The organism is Marinobacter sp. F4206 (assembly GCF_019392195.1).
GTDB lineage: Bacteria > Pseudomonadota > Gammaproteobacteria > Pseudomonadales > Oleiphilaceae > Marinobacter.
The window spans coordinates 13,522-38,007 of record NZ_JAHXKI010000003.1 but is presented as its reverse complement, the minus strand read 5'-3'; the positions used below and the strand labels follow the sequence as shown (position 1 = coordinate 38,007).

Sequence of the window (24,486 nt, the reverse complement as noted above, 5' to 3'; positions counted from 1 at the left end):
TGCATCTCCTCTGACAACGCCTGGAACAGGCAATTCAAAACGTAAAAACCCGCAGCCTGACGGTTTCAGGTTGCGGGTCTTGGACTTCGGCTCAGTGTCGGCGGTCAGCTGACCTTGCCATGACACTGTTTGTACTTCTTGCCGGACCCGCACGGACACGGCTCATTGCGCCCGACCTTGCGCTCCTGCCGGACAAAGGTTTCCGGCGTAGCCGCAGGCTGCTGTGCGCCCTGGCCCTGGCCTTCTCGCTCACGCTGTGTCTCCGCCGTCGCACTGGTCTGATCATGACGCAGCCGAGCTTTGGCCAGTTCCTGCTCAAGCTCCTGTTTCCGACGGCGCTCGACTTCCTCCATTTCCTCACGGCTCTGGACCCGAACATGACAGAGCACGCGGGTGACATCCCGCTTCATGGTCTCAAGCATGTCTTCAAACAGGTTAAAGGCTTCGCGCTTGTACTCCTGCTTGGGGTTCTTCTGGGCATAACCGCGCAAATGAATACCGCGGCGCAGATGATCCATGTTGGAAAGGTGCTCTTTCCAAAGGGTATCCAGCACCTGCAGGAACACCTGCTTCTCAAACTTGCGCATTGGCTCGGCGCCGGCGATTTCTTCTTTCGCCTTGTAGGCGGTCACAACCTCGTCGAGAATCTTCTGTCGGAGATTTTCCTCGTACAGGTTGCTGTCCTCCTCCAGCCATTTCTGCACCGGCAGCTCCAGAGCCATCTCAGACTGCAGCTGCGCTTCCAGGCCGGCAACATCCCACTGCTCCGGCATGCTCTGGGGTGGAATGTACTCGCTGATCAGGGTATCGACCACATCAGCCCGGATGGTATCCACCATCTCGGAGATGTCGGCCGACGACATCACCTCGTTGCGCTGGTCATAGATAACCGTGCGCTGATCGTTGGCCACGTCGTCGTATTCCAGCAGGGTTTTCCGCATGTCGAAGTTGCGACCCTCGACCTTACGCTGGGATTTTTCGATGGCATTGGTGACCATGCGATGCTCGATGGCTTCACCCTTCTTCATGCCCATGGCCTGCATCAGGCTCTTGACCCGATCCGGCGCGAAAATGCGCATCAGGTTGTCTTCCAGGGACAGGAAGAAACGGGAAGAACCAGGATCGCCCTGACGCCCGGCACGGCCGCGCAGCTGGTTATCGATACGGCGGGATTCGTGCCTTTCGGTGCCGATGATGTGCAGGCCGCCGGCGTCCAGCACCTGATTGTGGCGCTCGGTCCATTCGGCCTTAATCTTCGCGACGTCTTCCTCGCTCGGATTCTCCATGTCGGCAACTTCAAATTCCCAGTTACCGCCCAGCACAATGTCGGTACCACGACCAGCCATGTTGGTGGCGATGGTCACCGCGCCGGGGCGACCGGCCTGGGCAATAATCAGGGCTTCGGAATCATGCTGTTTGGCGTTCAGGATCTTGTGATCGATTCGCGCCTTCTTCAGCAGCATCGACAGGAGTTCTGACGCTTCGATGGAAGCCGTACCAACGAGGATGGGGCGACCTTCGGTCGTTACATCCTTGATCTCGTCAATGATAGCGTGAAACTTTTCTTCCTGAGTCAGGTAGATGAGGTCATTGTAGTCGATACGCTGGATCGGCTTGTTGGGCGGAATCACCACCACGTCGAGGCCGTAGATCTGACGGAACTCAAAGGCCTCGGTATCAGCGGTACCGGTCATGCCCGCAAGCTTGTCGTACAGACGGAAATAGTTCTGGAAGGTGGTGGAGGCCAGGGTCTGGCTCTCGGCCTGAATATTAACCCCTTCCTTGGCCTCGACCGCCTGGTGCAGGCCCTCACTCCAGCGACGGCCAGGCATGGTCCGGCCGGTGTGTTCATCCACGATAACCACCTGTCCGCCCTGGACGATGTAATCCACGTCTTTCTGGAACAAGTGGTGGGCGCGCAGCGCCGAATGCACATGGTGCAGCAAACTGAGATTGGCGGCGGAATACAGGCTCTCGCCTTCAGCCAGCAGGCCCTGGTTGAGCAGCAATTCCTCAACCCTTTCGTGACCCGCCTCGGTCAATTCGACCTGACGGGACTTTTCATCAATGGTGAAGTCACCGGTCGGCTCGCCCTCTTCCGGCACTTCACCCTTTTCCAGGTTCGGAATCAGTTCGTTGATGGCCTTGTAGAGCTTGGAGCTGTCTTCAGCCGCACCGGAGATGATCAGCGGCGTACGCGCCTCATCGATCAGAATCGAGTCGACTTCATCGACGATCGCGTAATTAAGGCCACGCTGCACCTTGTCCTCAGTGCTGAACGCCATGTTGTCACGGAGATAATCAAAGCCGAACTCGTTATTGGTACCGTAGGTGATATCGGCCTGGTAGGCGGAACGTTTTTCCTCCTGCGGCTGGCCAGAAGCCACGACCCCGACCTGCAAGCCCAGGAACCGGTACAACTTGCCCATCCAGTCCGCATCCCGGCGCGCCAGGTAATCGTTGACAGTAACAACATGCACACCTTTGCCTGGCAGGGCATTGAGATACACTGACGCGGTCGCCACCAGGGTCTTGCCCTCACCGGTCTTCATCTCTGCGATATGTCCCTCGTGAAGGGTAATACCACCGATCAACTGGACGTCGTAATGGCGCATGCCCATGACCCGGCGGCTGGCCTCACGGACCGTGGCAAATGCCTCCGGAAGGATCGCCTCCAGGCTCTCACCTTCATCAATGCGACGACGGAACTCAGCAGTCTTGCCTTGCAGCTCGGAGTCGGACAAATTGCCAAATTGTTCCTCAAGTTCGTTTATGCGCGACACCGACTTACGCATACGCTTGATTTCTCTGGCATTTTTACTGCCGAACATCTTGGTTGCAAGCTTTGTGAACATAGACCACTGCTTCTTTGATTAAACGGAGGAAGCCGGCATTCTAACCTTATTTCGCGACAGGACAAAAGGCAGGCCTCACAGCCGCGGAGTTTGGGATAACTTATTGATGCCCCGGCCGCCGGCCAGTGTGACTCAGGACAACACCAGCGGCAACGGAACTCAGATAAAAGGCAGGATAACCGGAGTGAAATCGCGCTCAGTTGCTCGACCGCGCAATGTATTTTACAGGATCCTTCGAGCGTCCGTTGTCCAGAACCTCGAAATGCACATGGGGACCGGTAGACCGCCCCGTACTGCCCATCAGGGCAACCACCTGCCCTTTCTGGACGACATCGCCGACCTTGACCTTCACGGTCTTACAGTGGCCGTAACGGGTGACCAGGCCATCACCATGATCAATTTCCACCAGATTGCCGTAGCCATAACGATCTCCGGCCCAAGTTACAACACCGCCAGCCACCGAAATGATATCGCTGCCGTCCTTGCCCGCGAGGTCAACACCGTCGTGCCAGGTCCGCTTACCATTGAAAGGATCGGACCGATACCCGTACTTCGAGGATAGCCAGCCCCAGGTAATGGGCCGCCCCTCGACAAACATCTCCTCCTCCAGCTTCTGCCGGGAGGCGAGCTTGTCCAGCAGGCGCAGCTGCTGTTCACGGTCTTCCAACTGAACCTCGAGGCGCCGGATCATGGCGGTGAGACCAGGCACGGTAAACGATTCTTTCGCAGTACTACCCTCCGGACCACCGACAGCCGCGGGTTCCTCAAAGTTAAACTCTTCGCTGGCGACCAGCCCGGATTCAACAAATCGTTGCCCCAGAGCATCTAGCCGAAGCAGGCGCCCCTGCATTTCCCCGAGACGAAGGGTGAGAGCGTCAATTTGCTGCTGGACTTCCTGCTCAACCGCGGCCAGCTCCGATTTCTGCTCATTCAGACGCGCCTGCCAGTGGGCAACCAGACCAGACGGGGTCGGCTTCGTTGATTCGACTTTGCTGATGGCGACCTGGTAGCCCGCCCAGCCGGCTGAACCGAGCAAGGCAAGCACGAGAAAAATCAGGCCGACGGCAACGGCGCCGTTCAAGGCCACCACACGGGATTTCCCATGGTGCTTGCCAACAAGGATAATGTTCATATCGTCATCTGGTTTCATCGTTGAGCCGCAACCTGGTTCCTGTAGTGTTGCGCCCCGGAAGTTTCCGAGTGGGCTTGCCGTCCATGACAACAACTACGTACTTGAAAGTCGCAGCGCCCGGGTAGACATACTGAGTTTCCACAATGTAAAACGAGTCTAATACAGGCACTACGCACAAACCGTGCCGAAGTGTAACCAATCGTAACCGAACTCGTCGAGTGAGCGCACGTCAATGAAGCGAAAAAGTGATCAGAAATTGAGCTTCGACAAACTCGGTGGCACACCGGTTCTGAAGGACCTTGTCGCCAAAGCGGAACTTCACCGCCAGGCGGAAGAGCAGGTATTGGCTGCCGTACCGCCAGCACTTGCCGCCGGCACCCGGTTTGTCAGTTGCCGGGAAGGCGAACTGGTCCTGTCAGCGGAAAACGCGGGCAAAGCCAGTCAGATCCGTTTTCGCCAACACGAGATCATGGAAAAGGTTCGGGAGCATGAGCTGTTCCGCTTCGTCTGGAAGCTGAAAGTGAAGGTTGCCCCGCCCCGATTTCAGGACAAACCGACCTTCAAAAAAGCGCCGCTCAGCAACGAAAATGCCCGGCTCCTCAAAGAGGAAGCCGGGCACACGAAGGATAAAAAACTGCGCGAGGTTCTCGAAAAACTCGCAAGCCACGTCCGGGATTAAGGCGTCCCGCCTTAAGCCTGGGCCGCCAGCACAGGTTTCATATAGGAGATGGGCGCTGTAGCTTCGTCATCAAACGTGACCACTTCCCATGCATCCTCTTCCGCCCTGAGCTTGCGCAGCAGCTTATTGTTCAGGTCGTGACCGGACTTGATACCGCGGAACTCACCAATCAGGCTGTTGCCAAGCAGGTACAGGTCGCCGATGGCGTCCAGCACCTTGTGTTTGACGAACTCATCATCGTAACGAAGACCGTCTTCGTTAAGAATCTTGTAGTCATCAACCACGATCGCGTTATCCACGCTGCCACCCAGTGCCAGATTCATCGCCCGCAGCTTCTCGATATCACGCATGAACCCGAAGGTCCGGGCGCGACTCACTTCCTTGACGAAGGAGGTGCTTGAAAAGTCGACGGTTGCGGTCTGGGCACGCCCCTTGAAGACCGGGTGGTCAAAATCAATGCCGAAACTGACCTTGAAGCCTTCGAACGGCAGGAAGGTCGCCTTCTTGTCGTCTTCTTCAATGGTCACTTCGCGCTTGATGCGGATAAAGCGCTTGGCCGCTTCCTGCTCGGCAATACCGGCAGACTGGAGCAGAAACACAAACGGTCCAGCAGAACCATCCATGATCGGCACCTCAGCAGCACTGAGTTCCACAAAACAGTTGTCGATACCGAGACCAGCCATGGCTGACAGCAAATGTTCAACTGTTGCCACCCGGACACCGTCTTTTACCAGCGTCGTGGACAGCATGGTCTCACCCACATTTTCCGCGCAGGCACGAATCTCGACCATTGGGTCCAGATCGGTCCTCCGGAAGATGATTCCCGAGTCAACCGGCGCGGGCTTCAGGGTCAGGTAAACCTTCTCTCCTGAGTGCAGCCCCACACCCGTTGCACGGATAGTGTTTTTTAGTGTCCGTTGTCTGATCATCGGTTCATTATTCCGTCACAAATTGTCGATATTCTGAGCAAAAATCTGCCCGGAGAATATCAGAAAGAAATACTGAGTACCATTTAGCCAGCCTGGCTTTGCGTCAAATTTACAATAAGCCAACGTTCGGTAAACAGTGCACGTTTTTCCGCATTAAAGGTTCATTATTTTTTACCTGCGATAGATAAAACCCCTAAACCGGACCACAATTGCGACAGATTATCAATCAGCCTGCCGACGCAGGAATGCGGGAATATCGAGATAGTCGACTCCCTGCTCTTCGCTGTCTTTGCTCTGGTCAATCGCAACGTTTCCGTTGGATACGGCTCGACGACGCAGAACGGCCGGACGATCAAGCTGGTTGTAATCAGTGGTACCGTCCAGGGTGCGGGTATTGTCCACCACCTTGGTCGGCTTCTCACGGTCGCCACCCAGGCCGGTCGCGACCACGGTCACCTTCAGTTCATCAGTCATCTCCGGATCAATCACCGTGCCTACCACGACGGTGGCGGAATCGGACGCGAATTCGCGCACAATGTCACCGACCTCGGAGAACTCACCAAGGTTGAGATCCATGCCAGCAGTGATGTTGACGAGGATACCCTTGGCGCCCTGCAGGTTGATATCTTCCAACAGCGGGCTTCGTACGGCGGCTTCGGCAGCTTCGCGGGCCCGGTTCTCGCCGGTGGCGCGGGCGGTGCCCATCATCGCCATGCCCATCTCGGACATCACGGTTTTCACGTCGGCAAAGTCGACGTTGATCATGCCATTGCGGGTAATCAGGTCAGCAATGCCCTGAACCGCGCCAAGCAGTACATCGTTGGCGGAGGCGAAGGCATCCAGCAGGCTGGTTTTCTTGCCCATGACCGCCAGCAGCTTCTCGTTCGGAATGGTGATCAGCGAATCAACGCTCTCTTCCAGTTCCTTGAGCCCGGCGTCGGCGACGCTCATGCGCTTGCCACCCTCAAACATAAACGGCTTGGTGACGACCGCAACGGTCAGGATCCCAAGTTCACGAGCAACATCCGCTACCACGGGCGCCGCCCCGGTGCCGGTACCACCACCCATGCCGGCGGTGATGAAGACCATGTCCGCGCCCTTCAGGGACTCGGCAATACGATCCCGGTCTTCCAGAGCCGATTGACGCCCCACTTCCGGGTTCGCGCCCGCACCCAGCCCCTTGGTGATATTGCCACCCAGCTGGATGATCTGACGAGCATCCATATCGGTCAGGGCCTGGGCATCCGTGTTGGCGCAGATGAATTCCACACCTTCAATGTCGCTGTTGAGCATGTGACGTACGGCATTACCGCCGCCACCACCAACACCGACGACCTTAATGACAGCGTTTTGCTGGACATTATCGACGAGTTCGAACATTTCCCCTACTCCTTCGTGCTGTTTTATTCAGCCTTTCCAGGCTGTTATTTCGAGATTGTGTTTTCGAGATACCTTCGTTTACTGCTTACCCGGCGCCGTCAGAAATGACCGGTGAACCAGGCCTTCATGCGCTCAAACAGCGTGGGTGCATCTTCACCCTTGAGCACCGGCGCCCGCCCCAGATCCATCTGGCGGAAGCCATGGATCAACAACCCCACGCCCGTGGCGTAGATCGGGTTGTTGACCACTTCCGTCATGCCGGAAACCGCCTGCGGACAGGCCAGCCTTACCGGCATGTGGAAGATTTCCTCAGCCAGTTCCACCACACCTTCCATGGTGGAGGAACCGCCCGTAATCACGATGCCTGCGGGAATCAGATCCTCGAAGCCAGAGCGTCGAAGCTCCGACTGGACCAGGGTGAACAGTTCCTCATAGCGAGGCTCCACCACCTCCGCGAGGGCCTGGCGGGAGAGATCCCTGGGCGCACGGTCGCCGACACTCGGGACCTTGATGGTTTCATCCGCACCGGCCAGCTGGGTCAGCGCGCAGGCATATTTGATCTTGATCTCTTCGGCGTTCTGCGTTGGTGTGCGCAGCGCCATGGCAATGTCGTTGGTGACCTGGTCGCCGGCAATGGGAATCACCGCGGTGTGCCGGATGGCGCCACCGGTGAAGACAGCAATATCCGTGGTACCGCCGCCAATATCCACGACACAGACACCCAGTTCTTTCTCATCCTCGGTCAGGATGGCGTGGCTTGATGCCAGCTGTTCAAGAATGATGTCGTCAACTTCCAGACCGCAACGCTTCACACATTTCTCGATGTTCTGGGCCGCATTCACCGCGCAGGTCACCAGATGCACTTTTGCCTCCAGGCGCACCCCGGACATCCCCATTGGTTCCTTGATTCCTTCCTGGCTATCGATCACGAATTCCTGCGGCAGTATGTGCAGGATTTTCTGGTCGGCCGGAATTGCCACCGCCTGAGCAGCATCGATCACCCGGTCGATGTCAGCCTGAGTCACTTCACGGTCACGGATCGCCACGATGCCATGGGAGTTCAGACTCTTGATGTGACTCCCGGCAATGCCCGCATACACCGAGTGGATGCGACAGCCTGCCATCAGCTCAGCTTCTTCGACCGCCCGCTGGATGGCCTGGACGGTGGTTTCGATATTCACCACGACGCCTCGCTTCAGTCCCCGAGAGGGGTGTGAGCCAATGCCCACAACCTCAATGGTGCCGTCCATCTTGCGCTTGCCGACAATCGCAACCACCTTGGATGTTCCGATATCGAGGCCGACAATCATGTTTTCCGTTTCAACCGATGACATGTATCTCACCAAACCGTGGTCTGAATTAACCGTTACTATGATTTCGGGCCGGAGGCGGCTTCCGCCGCTTTCCACTGCACCGCCACACCATTGGTGTAACGCGCATCCACCCGACTGACTTCATCCGACCGTGACGCCAGTCGGGTTTCATACACTGTGATAAATCGTTCGAACCGCTGTTCTACCTGGTCCCGACCGAGCACAACCTCGATGCCATTGGCCAGGATCAGCGTCCAGGCACCGCGCTGTTCCAGCGACAGTCCCGCAAAATTCAGCCCGTGACTGACCAGTTGCTCACTCATGGTCTGGGCCATTTGAATGACGTCCCGCACCCGTTCATCCGGGCCCGCCAGTCGCGGCAGACGGCCGGCCACCTGCGGATTGGACGGCGCAAACAACTCGCCTGTCCGACTCACCAGGCGCCCATCGGTCCAGTAGGCCAATGGCTTTTTCTCCCGAACGTCGATCACCAGCCGATCAGGCCAGACCCGGCGCACAGCCGCCGATTCAACCCAGGGCCGCCGTTCGAGCTCGGTTTTGATCTCCGACAGGTCGGTGGCGAAATAGCTTTTGCCAATCCAGTTACCGGCGGCCCGCTCAATCGCCACCCGGCTGTCACCGATGAATTCGCCATTCACATCCACCGCCATGATCTGCTGATCCATGGCACCCAGCACCTTGCTGGTCCCCCAGGGCACCAGAGCCGCCAGCAATACAATCACCGCGCCCATGCCCACCTGCAGCCAGGGCACGGCGGCAAGCACCGCTCTCAACACACCAAACCGGTCCCGCTCGGGTCCGAGGGACGTTGCCCCCCGGCGCCTCGAGGGTTCGGACGGTACCGCCCGACTCCGGATCAGCAGTGTCTCAAGCATCAGCCCCCTCCAGGGTGTCGCGCAGAATCCGGACCACCAGCTCTTCGAAGCTGATGCCCGCGGCTTTCGCTGCCATCGGCACCAGGCTGTGGTCGGTCATTCCCGGGACGGTATTTACTTCCAGGAGCCAGAACTGGCCCTCATCGTCCTGCATGATGTCGACCCGCCCCCAGGTCCGGCAGCCAACAACGCGGAAAGCATCCAATGCCAACTGCTGAAGACGAAGCTCATCCTCTGGGGCAAGACCGCAAGGAATCCGGTAATGAGTGTCATCGGCCAGATACTTGGCGTCATAGTCATAGAACACATGATCGGTGCTCAGACCAATGGCCGGAAGCGCCTGATCCTGGAGCAAGCTGACCGTAAACTCCGGGCCCTCGATCCATTCCTCCACGAGCACCAGGGTATCCAGCGCCTCGGCCTCTTCGTAGGCCTCGACCAGCTCCGCGGCGGTATTGACCTTGCGAATGCCGATACTCGACCCCTCCCGCGACGGTTTCACGCTCAGCGGCGGTCTCAGTTCGCTGACGATCTGGTCCGCTTCTTCCACGGCGGACATGGTGCGGAACCGGGGTGTCGGCAGCCCGCAACCCTCAAACACGTACTTGGTGCGCAACTTGTCCATCGCCAGAGCCGACGCCAGAATTTCACTGCCGCTGTAGGGAATGCCGGCCTGGGACAAAATTGCCTGCAAGGTTCCGTCCTCACCGCCGCGCCCATGCAGAGCAATAAAGACGCGGTCGAAATCCGGGCTCTCCACGGTCTTCAGCAGGCAGCCACGAACGTCTACCGCAAAGGCATCTACACCGGCGGACAACAGTGCCGCCAACACCGCTTTGCCGCTTTTCAGGGACACCTCGCGCTCGGCGGAATCGCCCCCCATAAATACAGCAACACGACCCAGCGCCCGGACAAGTTCCGGGGGCGCCTGGTAGGCCTGTGGTTCGGGATGTTGCATGTCACTCACTGGCAATTACTCCTGCTGCGGCCAATCTAGCCGCTACCCCACCAATATCCCCGGCGCCCTGCGTCATCAACAGGTCGCCGTCCTGAAGCACGTTCGCCAACAGGCTCTCGATTTCGTTGTTGTCCTCGACAAAAATGGGTTCTACCTTGCCCCGCTGCCTGATACTCCGGCATAACGCACGGCCATCAGCACCCGGAATGGCAGGCTCACCCGCGGAATACACTTCCATCAACAGCAGACCGTCTACCTCCGACAGAACCCGGACAAAATCCTCATATAGATCCCGCGTACGGCTGTATCGATGAGGCTGATACAGCATCACCAGCCTGCGACCGGGCCAGGCGTCGTGAGCGGCCCGGATCACCGCCTCCACTTCGGTGGGATGGTGACCATAGTCATCCACCAGGGTGATGGTGCCCTTCGGGGTCTGATAGTCGCCATAGACCTGAAACCGACGGCCGACGCCAGCAAAACCCGAGAGCCCCTTGCAGATCGCATCGTCGTCAACGCCCTCATCGGTCGCCACCGCAATCGCCGCAAGAGCGTTAAGCACGTTGTGGCGGCCCGGCATCTTGAGTTCTACCGCCAGATCACTTCGACCGCCCGGGCGTTTGACCACAAAACGGGTCCGCAGACCATCGGATTCGATCTCTTCCGCGCGGTAGTCGGCCTCGGGATTATCGATACCGTAGGTAATGATCGCCCTTGAGATTCGCGGGATAATTTCCCGAACATAACCGTCATCGACGCACATGACCGCGATGCCATAGAACGGCAGGTTGTGCAGAAAGTCGACAAACGTCTGTTTCAGCTTTTCGACGTCCCCACCATAGGTATCCATGTGGTCCGCTTCGATGTTGGTTACCACCGAAATGACCGGAGTCAGATGCAGGAACGACGCATCGCTCTCGTCCGCCTCTGCGACCAGATACCGGGAATCGCCGAGCTGTGCGTTCGTGCCAGCGCTGTTCAGCTTGCCACCGATGACAAAAGTGGGATCGAGTCCTGCCTCACCCAGCACCGATGCAATCAGGCTCGTGGTTGTCGTCTTGCCGTGAGTGCCTGCCACCGCTATTCCGTGGCGATAACGCATGATTTCCGCCAGCATTTCCGCGCGCGGCACGATCGGCACCCGGCGACCGCGGGCTGAGGCTACCTCGGGGTTGTCGTCAGCGACCGCCGAAGAAACCACAACAACGTCCGCCTTGGCACTGTTCTCAGGGCGATGACCAATGTGCACTTCCACGCCCATGGCTTTGAGCCGCGCGGTGACGGCCCCCTCTTTGAGGTCAGAACCGGAGACATCGTAGCCCTGGTTCTTCAGTACTTCGGCAATGCCACTCATGCCGGCACCGCCGATACCCACGAAGTGGATATGGCGGATCCGGCGCATTTCCGGCACCTGATAGACCAGCGGCGGATTCTTTGTGTCAGCCATTGGCGGCCTCCAGACAGTAATTCACGACTCTCTCCGTTGCATCCGGGCGGGCCAGCGTACGCGCGGCCTTCGCCATGTTCGTTACCCGGGCCCGATCCCTGCTCAGATCGCCCAGGGTCTCTGCCAGCCCTTCGGGGGTCAGTCGCCCCTGGGGAATCAGGATGGCGGCACCCGCACTCACCATTTGCTGACCATTCTTCGTCTGATGGTCATCCACCGCGTGCGGGAATGGCACCAGGACAGCCCCCACCCCGGCCGCACAGAGCTCGGAAATGGTCAGAGCACCGGCCCGACACAGCACCACATCAGCCCAGTCATAGGCCTCGGCCATATCCTTGATAAACGGTTCAACGCTGGCATCAATCCCGTGCTGCTCATAGGCTGACCGGGCGGCCTCGAGATGTTTTTCACCGCACTGGTGCCGAACAACCGGCCGCTCATCACTCGATATCTTCGCCAGCGCCTCCGGTACCTGCTGATTGAAAACCTGGGCCCCGAGACTTCCGCCCACCACAAGCAGCCGCAAGGCACCGTCTCGATCCGCCATGCGCTGGTCCGGGGTCGGCAATTTCGCCAGATCCTGCCTGACCGGATTGCCAGTACACCGGGTAATGACCTCGGTGCCGAAACTGCCCGGAAAAGCTTCCAATACCGTTTCTGCGAACCGCACCAACAATCTGTTAGTCAGGCCCGCGACCGCGTTCTGCTCATGGATCACCAGCGGCGTACGGGTCAGCCAGGCGGCCACGCCCCCCGGACCGGTCACAAAACCACCCATGCCCACAACACAGTCCGGACGGATCCGCCGCATGATGGTGAACGCCTCACCCAGCGCTCGCATCAGCCGGAACGGCGCCAGCAGCAAAGCCAATTTGCCCTTGCCCCGCAAACCCGAGATGTGAATCAGCGACAGCGGGATATCGGTATCGCCAATCAGGCGCTGTTCCATGCCGCCACTGGCCCCTAGCCAGTACACCTGGTGTCCCTTCTCCTCAAGCGCTCGGGCAGTTGCCAGCGCCGGGAAAACGTGTCCACCGGTGCCACCGGCCATCATCAGGAAGCGACGCTGATCAGTCATAAACTGCGCCTCCCCGGGTTCGTGGACCGGCCTTCTCCTGACCGAGGCGAACCTGGTCCAGGCGCTCCATTTCGACCCTTGCCAAGACACCGATGCACACACACATGATCATCAGGCTGGAGCCGCCGTAGCTCACCAGCGGCAAGGTCAGGCCCTTGGTTGGCAGCATACCGGTACTGACGGCAATGTTGATTGTCGCCTGCAGGCCGATCAGCAGCGTGATGCCGTAGGAAAAACACGCACCAAAGGGCATGTTCGCCTTCTCGGCCCGCCGGGCAATCACAAACCCGCTGACCACCAGCAGGGTGAACAGCGCCAGGACAATCAGCGACCCCAACAAGCCGAATTCCTCAGCGATGATGGCGAAAATAAAGTCCGTATGGGCTTCCGGCAAATAGAACAGTTTCTGAATCGAGTTGCCGAGACCGACCCCGCCCCAGTCGCCACGACCAAACGCAATCAGCGACTGGGTCAGCTGGTAGCCACTGTCGAACTGGTCCTTCCAGGGGTCGAGATAGCTCACCACCCGCTTGAGGCGGTATGGCTGAGTCAATACCAGCAACGCCCCGAGCACAACGAGAGTGACGATCAGCGGCACGAACCGGCTAAGCCGAACCCCGCTGAGGAAAATCATGCCGGCCGCGGCCGACACCAGCACCACGGTTGCCCCGAAGTCCGGCTGAATCACCAGCAGCACCGACGCCACCCCGAGCACCACCAATGGCTTGAGGAAGCCGACCCAGGTATTCAGCAGTTCTTCCCGGCGGCGAACCACGTACCCGGCGAGATAGGCGATCAGGCAAAGCTTGGCCACTTCGGATACCTGGACGTTGAACAGTCCGAAAGGAATCCAGCGGGTGGAGCCATTGACCGTGCGCCCCAGCGGCGTCAGGACCAGCACCAGAACGACGAGGCCAATGCCCAGAAGAAGCCAGCCGCTGCGCTCCCACCATGAAATCGGCACATTAACAGCGACAAGGGCCAGCACACAGCCCATTACGGCGAAGAGCAGCTGACGAATTACGTAGTGGTAGCTGTTGCCCATGGTCTCCGCGGCCATGTCCATGGACGCGGACGAAATCATCACGACGCCCATCACCAGCAATGCGACGGCGCTGATGACGAGCATTGGCAGCGGCTGAAGCTCACCCAGCCACTGGTTTCGGTTTGGCATTGTGATTCCCGTCTGCATCACAAGGCCTCCACCAGCGCGCGGAACTGGTCACCCCGGTCACCGTAGTCCCGGAACATGTCGAAGCTGGCGCACGCGGGCGACAGCAGCACCCGGTCACCGTTCTGAGCCAATCCGGATGCGATGGAAACCGCTTCCGCTAGCGACCGGGCGATGTGGCTGTCAACACCGCTACCTATGGCTTCGGCTATCTGGCCGGCATCCCGGCCAATCAGCACCAGTGCCCGACAGTGCATCAGGGCGGGCGCCTGCAGCGGGGCAAAGTCCGCGCCTTTGCCGTCACCCCCCGCGATGAGCACGACCTTGCCGCGCTCGGGTACCAGGCTCTCAATTGCGGCCACCGAAGCCCCGACGTTAGTCCCTTTGGAGTCGTTGATGTATTCGACGCCACCGACTTGCCGGATAAACTCACAGCGATGCGGCAATCCCCGGAAGCGACGAGCGACGTCGAGCATGGTCTCCATTGGCAGACCGGCGGCGTATCCAAGACCCAGCGCGGCCATGACATTGCTGAGGTTGTGATGTCCCATCAGGTGCAGTTCACTGGCCAACAGCAGGTTGTCAAAACCGAACGTAATCCAGGTGCCCTGATCGTCGTCCCGGGTACTGAAGGTTTCCGGATTCACCCGGTGAAACCCGAAACAGATGAACCGGAGGTTATCCCGGGCCATGGGGGTACTCAGGGCATCGTCGAGATTGACAACAGCATTCTTGCAGCCCCGGAAAATCCGTTGCTTGGCCTGAAAATAAGCCATTTTGTTCGGATAACGATCCATGTGATCATCACTGACATTCAGAACCGTCGCCGCCAGCGCATTCAGCTCCGCGGTGGTTTCGAGCTGAAAACTGGACAGCTCCAAAACATAAAGGTCGGCATCACGCCCGAGCAGATCCAGTGCCGGCGTGCCAATATTGCCGCCGACTTCCACCCGGCGGCCAGCGGCTCTGGCCATCTCTCCGACCAGCGTGGTCACCGTGGTTTTACCGTTGGAGCCGGTAATGGCCACGATGGGAGCATCGGCGGCTTCGGCAAACAGATCGATATCGCCGCGTATCAGGGCGCCGTTCTTGCTCGCCTGGGCAATAGCCGGCTCAGCGATGCTGATACCGGGGCTCACCACCAGCTCGTTGAAACCGGAAAACAAATCCGCATCAAACGCACCCAGATGAACGGGCACATCCGGCCAGCCGGCCCGCAACTCGTCCAGTCCCGGCGGCGTTTCGCGGCTGTCCGCAACCGCAATTTCCCGTCCCTGCCCGGATAGATAGCGCACGCAGGAAAGCCCGGTTTTTCCGAGCCCTACAATCAGTGTGCGACGATCCGAAACAATGACGCCCATAGTCGATGCGTACCCTTATCGTATCTTCAGACTGGCGAGGCCAATCAGAACCAGAACCACGGTTACCACCCAGAACCGCACAATGACGCGCGGCTCGGGCCAGCCCTTCAATTCAAAATGATGGTGCAGGGGCGCCATCCGGAAGATGCGACGTCCCGTCAATCGGAATGAGGCCACCTGCAGAATCACCGACACCGTCTCCATCACGAACACGCCACCCATGATGAACAGCACGATTTCCTGACGAACGATGACAGCCACCACGCCAAGGGCAGCCCCCAGCGCCAACGCGCCAACGTCGCCCATGAACACCTGCGCCGGATAGGTGTTGAACCACAGGAAACCCAGCCCGGCACCGACAATGGCACCGCAAAATACAATCAGCTCACCGGTGCCCGGCAAAGGAGGAATCAACAGGTAGTCGGCGAACTGGGCGTGCCCGGAGACGTAGGCGAATACACCGAGGGCCCCGGCGACCATCACCGTTGGCATGATGGCAAGACCATCGAGGCCATCAGTAAGATTGACTGCGTTGCTGCTGCCGACAATGACGAAGTAGCTGAGCAGGATAAAGATCACCGGGCCCAGCGTCAGGGAGACCTGCTTGACGAAGGGCACATACAGCGACGTTTCCTGCGGCAGGGACGAAGTGAAAAACAGGGCAATAGCAGCACCCGCACCAATCACCGACTGCCAAAAGTATTTCCAGCGTCCGGGCAATCCTCTTGGGTTACGCTCGACCACCTTGCGGTAGTCATCGACCCAGCCAATGGCACCGAACAGCAAGGTAACCAGCAGGGTTACCCAGACATAGCGGTTGGTGAGATCAGCCCAAAGCAGCGTGCTGATTCCGATAGCGACCAGGATCAGGGCGCCTCCCATAGTCGGCGTGCCGGCCTTGCTCAGGTGAGTCTGGGGACCGTCATCCCGAACCGCCTGACCAATCTGGTACTGGCTCAGCTTCCGGATCATGACCGGGCCAATGATCAATGAAATCAGCAAGGCAGTAAGCGTGCCCAGTATCGCCCTCAGGGTCAGGTACTGGAACACCGTCAGTGCCGTGAAATATTGGGATAGAACCTCTGTCAGCCAGAGCAGCATGAGTTATTCACCTTTTCTTTTATTCCCTCCACCACGTGATCCATGGCGGAACTGCGAGAACCTTTCACCAGCACCGTCATCGGCGATGAAACGGCACTGACGATGGCGTCAACCGCTTCGTCATGGGTGTGGTACATTTCTGCTCCAACGCCGAAGCCATCGGCATAGCCTTCGCACCCTGGGCCGACGGTAAGCAATCGCTCAATCTCTGCGGCCCGGGCGAACTCGCCAACTTCCCGGTGAAGGGTCCTGGCGTCCGAACCAAGCTCTGCCATGGCGCCAAACACGGCGATCCTCTGGCCCTCACGCCTGGCCAATACGCTCAGCGCGGCCTTCATTGAGGCCGGATTGGCATTGTAACTGTCATCGATTACCGTCAGACCGGGTGCCATCTGAAGGCTCTGCAAACGCCCTTTCACCGGCTCCAGCTGGGCCAGCCCGTCGGTAATTGCCTCATTCCCGGCCCCCATGCGTCGGGCGGCGGCGATCGCAAGCATGGCATTGGTCTGGTTATGCTCACCCTCAAGGGCAAGGCGCACAATGCAGGCCCAATTATCGGGACCGCTCACCCGGAAACTCTGACCCGGCGCATCCGACTCGAGCGGCTCAGAGCGGTAGTCAGCACCCGGGTGCCCAAGACGACTGACACTGACAACAGGGCGCTGACCTGCACGGGCCTGCCATTGGTCAAACGCGGGATCGTCCCGATTCAGCACCACCAGACCGTTCTCGGCGACACCGTCAATGATTTCGCCCTTGGCCTGAACGATATTCTCGTAACTGCCAAATCCTTCCAGGTGGGCCGAACCCGCATTGGTCAGGATCACCACCTCGGGGCGGGTAATCGCGACGGTATGTGCAATCTCGCCCAGCCCGCTGGCTCCGAGCTCAATCGCACCGTACCGGTGGTCCGGCGTGAGGCCAAACAGGGTCAGGGGCACACCAATGTGATTGTTCAGGTTGCCCCGGGTAGCCAGGGTCGGTCCCATCCTCGCCAGGATGGCCGCCGTCATTTCCCTTACGGTGGTCTTGCCGCTGCTGCCTGTAACGGCAACGAACCGGGCGTCACTTTCGTTCCGGTTGCCGGCCGCCAGCTGCGCCAGGGCGACAACGGTGTCACTGACCACCAGTTGCGGCAAGTCAACAGCCGCATCTGCGGTGTCGACAACGGCGGCCACCGCACCGCAGTCCTTTGCCTTCTGCAAGAAACGGTGGCCATCAAAATTCTCACCTCGCAAGGCAACAAACAGCTGACCTTGTGCAAGTGACCGGGTATCGGTGGAGACACCGGTAAAAAGCAGTTTCTCCAGACTCGGAGTTCCACTGGTCGCGCCAGTCCAGCGCTGCGCGTCGGCGAGGGAGAATGCGCGCATCATGCCACACCCCCATTCAGGTTGAGGCCATGACGCACCTGCTCCGCATCACTGAAAGGAATCTTCTGGCCAGCCACTTCCTGGAAAGCTTCGTGGCCTTTGCCGGCTACCAGAACAAGATCATCAGCCGATGCCATCTGGATGGCGGAACGAATCGCTTCCGCCCGATCATGGATCACTGAAGCTCGTTCCGGCTCCGAGAAGCCCGCCACTATGTCCGATGCGATTTCAGCGGGATCCTCACCGCGCGGGTTGTCATCGGTGACGACGATGACATCGGCCCCTTTTTCGGCCTCCTTTGCCATTTCCGGGCGCTTGCCGCTGTCCCGGTCGCCGCCGCAACCAAAAACGCAGATCAGTCGACCCTCAACATGTGGCCGCAGGGCCGCCAGCGCGTTGGACAAGGCATCCGGAGTGTGGGCGTAATCCACAACCACTCGAACCCCTTCGGCGCTACTGAATTTTTCGAGCCGGCCCGGAGGCGGCGTCAACCTGCTGACCGCCTGCTGCACACGCTCAACCGGAACGCCGAGGGTCAGGACCATGGCCATCGACGCCAGAACGTTACTGGCATTGAAACTCCCCATCAGCGGCACGGCAATGTCGAACGCGCCCCACTGGCCGTCCACACTCGCCTCAAAGCCATCGTCGGTTGGACTGAACGATTTCAACCAAAGCTCGGTCTGGGCTTCGTGCAAGCTGAAGCGCACCCGATCACACCGTCCTTCCAACTGATCGAACAGCTGGCGACCAAATGGATCGTCGAAATTGATCACGGAAAAATGCAGCTCTTCCCGGTCAAACAGCCGGGCCTTGGCCTCGCCGTAGGCTTCCATGGAACCATGGTAATCAAGGTGATCGCGGGTCAGGTTGGTGAATATGCCTCCCGCGATCATCAGGCCATCGACCCGCCCCTGATCAAGGGCATGGGAAGACACCTCCATAACCGCGACCCGCCCTCCCTGGGCCAGAATCCGCGACAGTACCCGATTCACCTGAACGACGTCCGGGGTGGTATGCGTCGCCGGCTGCAGCGCGCCAGGCATGCCATACCCGAGGGTTCCCAGCACGCCGCAGGGGGTGCCGGTTTCCTTAAGAAGTTGTGCCACATATTGGGTGACCGACGTTTTGCCGTTGGTTCCGGTGACCCCGATCAATCGCAATCGTTGGGATGGGTGCTCAAAGAAGCGGTCTGCAATCTTGCCCAGCAGGCTACGCAGGCCGACCACGGGCACCACCAATGCTCCGCGATATTCAGAGCATTCCCCCGCCTCCCCGGATTCCAGCAACACTACCGAGGCGCCCGCAGCAATGGCGTCTTCCAGGTAGTGATCCGCAGCCGTCTGGGTGCCGGCCAGGGCAACAAAGGCGTCGCCCGACCCGACATCCCGACTGTCCGTCTTGAGTCCATGTATGGTTACGTCGAATACCGACGGCACCGCCACAATACCTTGCAACAACGTGCTGAGAGATGTGATGCACATACGCTTACCCTCGCTCCCCGGCTGTCTTTTCAGGCACCTTCATGCCACCGACTTCCAGTTCAGGCTTCACATTCAGCAGTCGCAGTGCGTCACTCATGACCCGGGCAAATACCGGAGCGGCTACTTCGCCACCGTAGTATTCGCCGGACTGCGGCGCATCAACGGCCACAACCGTAACAATTCTGGGGTTATCAATAGGCGCCATGCCAGCGAATATCGCTTTGTACTGGCTGTCTTCATAACCCTGTTCGCCAACGAGATGGACGGTCCCGGTTTTCCCGCCAGCCGAATAAAAGCCCGGCTGGGCCCGTTTACCGGTGCCGCGGGAAACGACTTCCCGGAGCATGTTCCGAACTTCGTAGGTCACCTTTTCTGAGAGTACCCGCTGACCCTCAGGTTCCCTGTCAAGCTTGATCAGGCTCAACGGATAACGTACACCTCCGTTGGCAATAACCATATAGGCCTGGGCCAGCTGAAGCGCGTTTACGCTCATGCCATACCCATAGGACAGGGTCGCCTCCTCAACCGGGCGCCACTTTGGCGGTGATGGAAGCACGCCAACCGCTTCCCCGGGGAATCCGATGCCGGTTGGCTGACCCAGTCCCAGCCGACTGTAAAGGTCTCGAATGGTGTCGCCACCAATGTCGGTAGCAATCTTGCTGATCCCCACATTGCTGGACTTGGCGATGATATCGGTCAGATTCATCACGCCGTAGTTTCGATGGTCGCGTATGGTAAAACGACCGAAACGCCGGTAGCCGGGAGACGTATCAATGGTGGTTTTGACCGAATACTTGCCGGTTTCAAGGGCGGCGGCCATGGTGACCGGCTTCATGGTTGAGCCCGGCTCGAAAAGATCGGTGATCGCCTTGTTTCTGAGATTCTCGGGCGCTAACTGACTACGATCATTGGGGTTGTAGGAACCCTGGTTGACCATGGCCAGCACCTCACCGGTGTCCACATCGAGCATGACGAGGGTTCCGCCCCGTGCGCTGTGGGCATTAACCACGGCTTTGAGCTCACGATAAGCCAGGTATTGCAGGCGCAGATCAATGCTCAGCTGGAGGCTGTGTCCGGGCCGGGCATCCCGAATCAGAGTCAGGTCCTTGATTACGCGACCGCGATTGTCCTTAAGAACCCGCTTGCGACCAGATTCACCGGAGAGCCATTGATTGTAGGCCAGCTCCATACCTTCCTGGCCACGCTCGTCGATGTTGGTAAAGCCGACAATGTGAGCGGTCACTTCGCCGGCCGGGTAATAGCGGCGATACTCCTGGCGGGTGTAGATGCCATCAATATCCAGAGCCATTGCCTTGTGCGCTAACCCGGGCTGAACCTTTCTGCGCAGGTACATGAATTCACGGCCTGCATAGTTGTTCAGGCGCTCACGTAGCCCCGCTTCGCTGATGTCGAGCAACCGGGCAAGATTGGCCAAGCGTGCTTCACCGGAATCGGCCTCGGACGGGTTGGCCCAGACAGTCTGAACCGGGGTACTTACCGCGAGGGGCTCACCATAGCGGTCCGAAATGACACCACGATGGGCGTCAATGGATTCAACCCGGATGGTACGAACATCTCCCTGCTTGCGGAGAAACTCGTTATCAACAATGTGGAGATCAACGAGACGCCACCCAAGACCGGCCACCACCATCAGGAAAACGCCCAGCACAGAGCAATAGCGCCAGGCCTTCAGGCCGGACACCAATCGCTGGCTCCATGTTGTCTGCGCTTCCTGACCGGACAAATCGATCACCCTGACGGTTGTTGTTATCGTGTATTAAGGCGTTAACGCCGGCGACATCAGCGGTACCAGAACAATATCCTGGCGTCCCGGAACCACCATTCCGAAACGCTCTGCAGCAAGGTTTTCAACACGCCCATGAGCACTCAGCGCACTCTGTTCCAGGAGCAGCTGACTCCATTCCTGCTGGTAGCGATCACGCTCACCCTGCAGGTGGGACAGGGTGTTGAACAGCTCGCGGTTTTCGTGAGCGCTGACCACCACACCAATGGAGGAAGCGACCAGCAAAGTCACCAGCGCCAGAGAAATCAGAACATTGCGCTGGCGAGTAGCATCGAAGACCCGTCGTGAAATCCGCACAGCAGTCGCAACACCATCTCGCACCCGCTGCTTGTTAAGCTTGGCCGTTTTTACCGGCTGTTCTATGGCGACGGCACCCATGGTTATGCGCTCCCTTTAGAGTTCGCTTCTGAATCAATACGCTCCAGCACCCGCATCACTGCGCTTCGAGCCCTGACGTTGTCACTCACTTCGTCCGCACCCGCCTTGGCGGCCTTGCCAATCAGACGAAAGGCCGAAGCCTCCTGATCCGCGGTCACGGGTATTCCCTTGGGCAGCTGCGGCCCCCGTGCCAGATCCCGCATGAAGCGCTTGACGACACGATCCTCAAGGGAATGAAAACTGATCACCACCAACCGACCACCGGGCCCCAGTCGATCGACTGCTGCCTGCAAGCCAATTTCCAGGTCTTCAAGCTCCCGATTGATGAATATCCGGATAGCCTGGAAGGTCCGGGTCGCCGGGTGCTTGTGTTTTTCTTTTTTGGGCACAGCTTCGCTGACCAGTTCAGCGAGCTGACGAGTTGTTTCAATCGCCTCTTCCTGGCGACGCGCCACAACCAAACGGGCGATACGACGAGAGAACCGCTCCTCCCCGTATCGCCAGATTACATTGGCAATATCCTTCTCATCGGCCTCGGCGAGCCATTCGGCCGCGCTGGGCGACTGTTGCGGATTCATCCGCATATCCAGGGGCCCGTCGCGCATGAAGCTGAACCCTCGGGACGCATCATCCAGTTGCGGCGACGACACGCCCAGGTCCATCAAGACCCCGTTGACCTCATCCTGCTCCCGCCGGGCAAGCGCGAGCTCAAGCTCCGCAAAAGAGCCGTGGAACCAGGAGAACCGCGAATCCTTGACGGCGAGTTGCTCTGCCACGCCGATCGCCTCCGGATCCTTATCGATGCCCAGAAGGTGCCCGTGCTCAGCCAAACGGTCCAGAATCAACCGGCTGTGACCACCCCGGCCAAAGGTGGCATCCACGTAGTAACCGTCGGGGTCATTGACCAGGAAGTCGACCGCCGAGTCCAGAAGCACCGAGCGATGCGGAAGCGCAGCCCCGTGCCCCTGCTTGCGATCGGAGGTCATAAGGAAAGCGCCTCCATTTCAGGCGGCATTTCGTCGTCATCGGAGGACTCGTCCAGCCAGGCGAACCAGCGCTCTTCGCTCCAGAGTTCCAGCTTTTTACCCTGGCCAATCAACATCAGTTTCTTCTCAAGGTGGGCATAACTTCTCAGTGTCGGCGGAATCAGGATACGCCCCGCAGAGTCCAGCTCCATGGGTGCGGCATTACCAAGCAGTAACCGCTGCAACCGGCGCGCGGCCTTGTTCATATTGGGAAGCGCTTCAATTTTGGGCCGCAACTCTTCCCACTCAGGCTCGGGATATACCAGCAAGCAACGCTCCTCATCAGCATTGGCCGTCAATACAATGCGCCCACCACAGGTCTGCGCGAGTTCTTCGCGCACCTTGGCGGGGATCGCCAGGCGACCCTTCGCATCCATATTGATGGCATTGCTGCCGAGAAATTTGCTCATTTACACCGTCTCTGGGAGCTAGATACCCACAAAAAACCACTAGAAACCACTTTTTCCCACTTCTGCACACTATAGAAACACGCAATACACAATGCAAGCGCCGCGGATGGCGTCGCACTGGCAAAAGTTCCTTTTATGACAAGAGGTTACAGCCAAGGATTTGAGCAAACGGCGAGATTACGAAAAAGAAAAGAAGAAAAATCAAACACCTGCAAAAATGTCTGAAGAAGGCAAGTTAGGTTTAAGATTTTTTAGCTATAACGGAAATCTACTGAGAATGATGTGCATCACACAAAGAAGAGGGAAAATGAGCTCGCCGATAAGCCGGGTTCTGTCGTGGACAGTCATTCATCTAGGGCCTGCGTCACCACAGGCCTCAAGCAACCTACCCGAATCCAGCGCGGGCCACGCCATTGGATTCCTATTTGGTCTTGCTCCAGGTGGGGTTTACCATCGCCGTGGACTGTTGCCAGCCACGCGGTGCGCTCTTACCGCACCGTTTCACCCTTACCGGCACCCGTAGGTGCTTAGGCGGTATACTTTCTGTTGCACTTTCCGTCGGCTCACGCCGCCCAGGCGTTACCTGGCACCTTGCCCTGCGGAGCCCGGACTTTCCTCCCCCGGTTAAACCGGCGGCGACTGTCTGGCGAGCTCGGGCGAGACAATACTCCTGCGGTATTGGCCTTGCAAGGAAAACTCGCAGCGGAACCTCAGCCCTGCTTCAGCTCCAGCGCCCGCTGATACAGATCATTTTTTGATCGGCCGCTGAGCTCAGCGGCCACTTTGGCCACTTTTTTCACCGGCAGTTCCGGTAGCAGCAACCTGATGAGGCGATCGAGGTCCAATGCCCCCGCCGCCTCGTCATGATCGAGCGGCTCCGCGCCCCGGATCATGACTACGAACTCCCCCTTGGCACCATGGGGGTCCGCTTCCAGCGCAGAGCGCACCTCCGCGACTGTCCCTGAGTAGAAAGTTTCAAACGTTTTTGTCAGTTCGCGACCGAGCACAATTTCCCGGGTTTCGCCGAGGACCGTCGCAATATCGCCTACGGCATCCAGTATCCGGTGGGGAGATTCATAGAACACCAGTGTTGCCGCCTCCTCTCTCAATGACTCCAGCGCTGCGCGGCGGCCGGTGCGCTTCGCGGGCAGGAAACCAACAAACAGGAACCGGTCTGTCGGCAGCCCAGCGGCACTGAGCGCAGTAACCAGCGCACACGGCCCCGGAATCGGCGTGACTGTCAGCCCGCGACCCCGGGCCTCACGAACAAGCACGTAGCCCGGATCCGAGATCAGGGGCGTACCGGCATCCGAAATCAACGCAACACTATGCCCACGCTCCAGTTCGTCCAGAATACCGCTGGCCCGATCCCGCTCATTGTGATCGTGGAGCGCAACAAGTCGCTTCTGCAGCCCAAGGTGCTGCAACAAGCGTCCGCTGTGACGAGTGTCTTCCGCGGCAACCACATCAACCCTCGACAGTATCGCCGCAGCCCGGGGAGACAGATCATTCAGGTTGCCAATCGGTGTCGCCACGATATAGAGAACACCGGCGCCCCCATTTCTGCTGCCGGTTACGGATACCGGCCCCTCACCCTCGGATTTCAAATTGCCTGCCCCATCTTTGATAACCCCCACACCATGACACTTACGTCATGTGAATTGACCCCGGAGCTGTTAAACTTGCCACCGTTAGATCGGCGCCACAAGCCC

19 protein-coding genes, 1 other RNA gene and 1 pseudogene are annotated in these 24,486 nt (G+C 58.8%); 1 reads left to right on the top strand and 20 read right to left on the bottom strand.

Annotated elements, in window-relative coordinates; genetic code table 11:
• Positions 1 to 104 precede the first annotated feature (104 nt).
• Together secA and KZO34_RS13305 are read right to left on the bottom strand one after the other, a co-directional pair.
• On the bottom strand, positions 105 to 2,855 hold the full coding sequence (secA, locus tag KZO34_RS13310; RefSeq protein ID WP_219477342.1) for a preprotein translocase subunit SecA: 2,751 nt from the start codon (positions 2,853 to 2,855) through the stop codon (positions 105 to 107).
• Between the two features lie 196 nt (positions 2,856 to 3,051).
• A complete protein-coding gene (locus KZO34_RS13305; protein ID WP_257900426.1) occupies positions 3,052 to 3,987 on the bottom strand; it encodes a M23 family metallopeptidase in 936 nt (311 codons plus the stop codon).
• Between the two features lie 232 nt (positions 3,988 to 4,219).
• Here KZO34_RS13305 and KZO34_RS13300 point away from each other — a divergent pair, with 232 nt between their 5' ends.
• Positions 4,220 to 4,666 (top strand): DciA family protein, encoded by a 447-nt coding sequence (locus KZO34_RS13300; protein WP_219477340.1) that lies wholly within the window; start codon positions 4,220 to 4,222, stop codon positions 4,664 to 4,666.
• Positions 4,667 to 4,677: 11 nt separating this feature from the next.
• Here KZO34_RS13300 and lpxC read toward each other — a convergent pair whose 3' ends face one another.
• The 18 genes and pseudogenes from lpxC to rsmI all read right to left on the bottom strand — a co-directional run bounded on the left by lpxC (position 4,678) and on the right by rsmI (position 24,381).
• Entirely contained in the window at positions 4,678 to 5,595 is a 918-nt protein-coding gene (gene lpxC, locus KZO34_RS13295) for a UDP-3-O-acyl-N-acetylglucosamine deacetylase (RefSeq protein WP_213479049.1), read from the bottom strand.
• Between the two features lie 390 nt (positions 5,596 to 5,985).
• Positions 5,986 to 6,975, bottom strand: a pseudogene (ftsZ, locus tag KZO34_RS13290) (cell division protein FtsZ); the annotation flags it as partial.
• A 98-nt stretch (positions 6,976 to 7,073) separates the two neighbouring features.
• The gene (gene ftsA / locus KZO34_RS13285) at positions 7,074 to 8,309 is read right to left on the bottom strand and encodes a cell division protein FtsA (protein ID WP_219477338.1); all 1,236 of its coding nucleotides are present in this window, start codon (positions 8,307 to 8,309) and stop codon (positions 7,074 to 7,076) included.
• A 35-nt stretch (positions 8,310 to 8,344) separates the two neighbouring features.
• Positions 8,345 to 9,184, bottom strand: coding sequence for a cell division protein FtsQ/DivIB (locus tag KZO34_RS13280; protein ID WP_219477337.1), 840 nt, complete (start codon positions 9,182 to 9,184; stop codon positions 8,345 to 8,347).
• Positions 9,177 to 10,142 carry a D-alanine--D-alanine ligase gene (locus tag KZO34_RS13275; RefSeq protein ID WP_219477831.1) on the bottom strand — a complete coding sequence of 322 codons (966 nt, stop codon included), beginning with the start codon at positions 10,140 to 10,142 and terminating at the stop codon, positions 9,177 to 9,179. The genes KZO34_RS13280 and KZO34_RS13275 overlap by 8 nt, the downstream gene beginning before the upstream one ends.
• Position 10,143: 1 nt before the next feature.
• A complete protein-coding gene (gene murC, locus KZO34_RS13270) occupies positions 10,144 to 11,589 on the bottom strand; it encodes a UDP-N-acetylmuramate--L-alanine ligase (RefSeq protein WP_219477336.1) in 1,446 nt (481 codons plus the stop codon).
• Positions 11,582 to 12,667 carry an undecaprenyldiphospho-muramoylpentapeptide beta-N-acetylglucosaminyltransferase gene (murG, locus tag KZO34_RS13265; protein ID WP_219477335.1) on the bottom strand — a complete coding sequence of 362 codons (1,086 nt, stop codon included), beginning with the start codon at positions 12,665 to 12,667 and terminating at the stop codon, positions 11,582 to 11,584. Before murG ends, murC begins: the two co-directional genes overlap by 8 nt.
• Positions 12,660 to 13,841, bottom strand: a complete 1,182-nt coding sequence (ftsW, locus tag KZO34_RS13260; RefSeq protein WP_374706533.1) for a putative lipid II flippase FtsW — start codon at positions 13,839 to 13,841, stop codon at positions 12,660 to 12,662. The genes murG and ftsW overlap by 8 nt, the downstream gene beginning before the upstream one ends.
• A 17-nt stretch (positions 13,842 to 13,858) precedes the next feature.
• Positions 13,859 to 15,199, bottom strand: a complete 1,341-nt coding sequence (gene murD / locus KZO34_RS13255; RefSeq protein WP_219477333.1) for a UDP-N-acetylmuramoyl-L-alanine--D-glutamate ligase — start codon at positions 15,197 to 15,199, stop codon at positions 13,859 to 13,861.
• Between the two features lie 15 nt (positions 15,200 to 15,214).
• Positions 15,215 to 16,300: a phospho-N-acetylmuramoyl-pentapeptide-transferase gene (gene mraY, locus KZO34_RS13250; RefSeq protein WP_219477332.1), complete on the bottom strand. Its 1,086-nt coding sequence runs from the start codon at positions 16,298 to 16,300 to the stop codon at positions 15,215 to 15,217.
• Positions 16,285 to 17,676 carry a UDP-N-acetylmuramoyl-tripeptide--D-alanyl-D-alanine ligase gene (locus KZO34_RS13245; RefSeq protein ID WP_219477331.1) on the bottom strand — a complete coding sequence of 464 codons (1,392 nt, stop codon included), beginning with the start codon at positions 17,674 to 17,676 and terminating at the stop codon, positions 16,285 to 16,287. Before KZO34_RS13245 ends, mraY begins: the two co-directional genes overlap by 16 nt.
• Complete coding sequence (locus KZO34_RS13240) at positions 17,673 to 19,157, bottom strand: UDP-N-acetylmuramoyl-L-alanyl-D-glutamate--2,6-diaminopimelate ligase (RefSeq protein WP_219477330.1); 1,485 nt, start codon at positions 19,155 to 19,157, stop codon at positions 17,673 to 17,675. The genes KZO34_RS13245 and KZO34_RS13240 overlap by 4 nt, the downstream gene beginning before the upstream one ends.
• A 4-nt stretch (positions 19,158 to 19,161) precedes the next feature.
• Positions 19,162 to 20,901 carry a peptidoglycan D,D-transpeptidase FtsI family protein gene (locus KZO34_RS13235; RefSeq protein ID WP_219477329.1) on the bottom strand — a complete coding sequence of 580 codons (1,740 nt, stop codon included), beginning with the start codon at positions 20,899 to 20,901 and terminating at the stop codon, positions 19,162 to 19,164.
• A gap of 33 nt (positions 20,902 to 20,934) precedes the next feature.
• Complete coding sequence (gene ftsL, locus KZO34_RS13230) at positions 20,935 to 21,339, bottom strand: cell division protein FtsL (protein WP_219477328.1); 405 nt, start codon at positions 21,337 to 21,339, stop codon at positions 20,935 to 20,937.
• Positions 21,340 to 21,341: 2 nt separating this feature from the next.
• A complete protein-coding gene (rsmH, locus tag KZO34_RS13225) occupies positions 21,342 to 22,325 on the bottom strand; it encodes a 16S rRNA (cytosine(1402)-N(4))-methyltransferase RsmH (RefSeq protein ID WP_219477327.1) in 984 nt (327 codons plus the stop codon).
• Positions 22,322 to 22,774 (bottom strand): division/cell wall cluster transcriptional repressor MraZ, encoded by a 453-nt coding sequence (gene mraZ / locus KZO34_RS13220; RefSeq protein WP_218636862.1) that lies wholly within the window; start codon positions 22,772 to 22,774, stop codon positions 22,322 to 22,324. The genes rsmH and mraZ overlap by 4 nt, the downstream gene beginning before the upstream one ends.
• Before the next feature lie 304 nt (positions 22,775 to 23,078).
• Positions 23,079 to 23,429, bottom strand: an RNA gene (rnpB, locus tag KZO34_RS13215) — RNase P RNA component class A.
• Between the two features lie 55 nt (positions 23,430 to 23,484).
• Positions 23,485 to 24,381 carry a 16S rRNA (cytidine(1402)-2'-O)-methyltransferase gene (gene rsmI, locus KZO34_RS13210; protein WP_219477326.1) on the bottom strand — a complete coding sequence of 299 codons (897 nt, stop codon included), beginning with the start codon at positions 24,379 to 24,381 and terminating at the stop codon, positions 23,485 to 23,487.
• Positions 24,382 to 24,486 lie beyond the last annotated feature (105 nt).

Coding starts and splice junctions, on each gene's coding strand:
- secA (WP_219477342.1), bottom strand. CDS start 2,855: ATGTTCACAAAGCTTGCAACCAAGATGTTCGGCAGTAAAAATGCCAGA.
- KZO34_RS13305 (WP_257900426.1), bottom strand. CDS start 3,987: ATGAACATTATCCTTGTTGGCAAGCACCATGGGAAATCCCGTGTGGTG.
- KZO34_RS13300 (WP_219477340.1), top strand. CDS start 4,220: ATGAAGCGAAAAAGTGATCAGAAATTGAGCTTCGACAAACTCGGTGGC.
- lpxC (WP_213479049.1), bottom strand. CDS start 5,595: ATGATCAGACAACGGACACTAAAAAACACTATCCGTGCAACGGGTGTG.
- ftsA (WP_219477338.1), bottom strand. CDS start 8,309: ATGTCATCGGTTGAAACGGAAAACATGATTGTCGGCCTCGATATCGGA.
- KZO34_RS13280 (WP_219477337.1), bottom strand. CDS start 9,184: ATGCTTGAGACACTGCTGATCCGGAGTCGGGCGGTACCGTCCGAACCC.
- KZO34_RS13275 (WP_219477831.1), bottom strand. CDS start 10,142: ATGCAACATCCCGAACCACAGGCCTACCAGGCGCCCCCGGAACTTGTC.
- murC (WP_219477336.1), bottom strand. CDS start 11,589: ATGGCTGACACAAAGAATCCGCCGCTGGTCTATCAGGTGCCGGAAATG.
- murG (WP_219477335.1), bottom strand. CDS start 12,667: ATGACTGATCAGCGTCGCTTCCTGATGATGGCCGGTGGCACCGGTGGA.
- ftsW (WP_374706533.1), bottom strand. CDS start 13,841: ATGCCAAACCGAAACCAGTGGCTGGGTGAGCTTCAGCCGCTGCCAATG.
- murD (WP_219477333.1), bottom strand. CDS start 15,199: ATGGGCGTCATTGTTTCGGATCGTCGCACACTGATTGTAGGGCTCGGA.
- mraY (WP_219477332.1), bottom strand. CDS start 16,300: ATGCTGCTCTGGCTGACAGAGGTTCTATCCCAATATTTCACGGCACTG.
- KZO34_RS13245 (WP_219477331.1), bottom strand. CDS start 17,676: ATGATGCGCGCATTCTCCCTCGCCGACGCGCAGCGCTGGACTGGCGCG.
- KZO34_RS13240 (WP_219477330.1), bottom strand. CDS start 19,157: ATGTGCATCACATCTCTCAGCACGTTGTTGCAAGGTATTGTGGCGGTG.
- ftsL (WP_219477328.1), bottom strand. CDS start 21,339: ATGGGTGCCGTCGCCATAGAACAGCCGGTAAAAACGGCCAAGCTTAAC.
- rsmH (WP_219477327.1), bottom strand. CDS start 22,325: ATGACCTCCGATCGCAAGCAGGGGCACGGGGCTGCGCTTCCGCATCGC.
- mraZ (WP_218636862.1), bottom strand. CDS start 22,774: ATGAGCAAATTTCTCGGCAGCAATGCCATCAATATGGATGCGAAGGGT.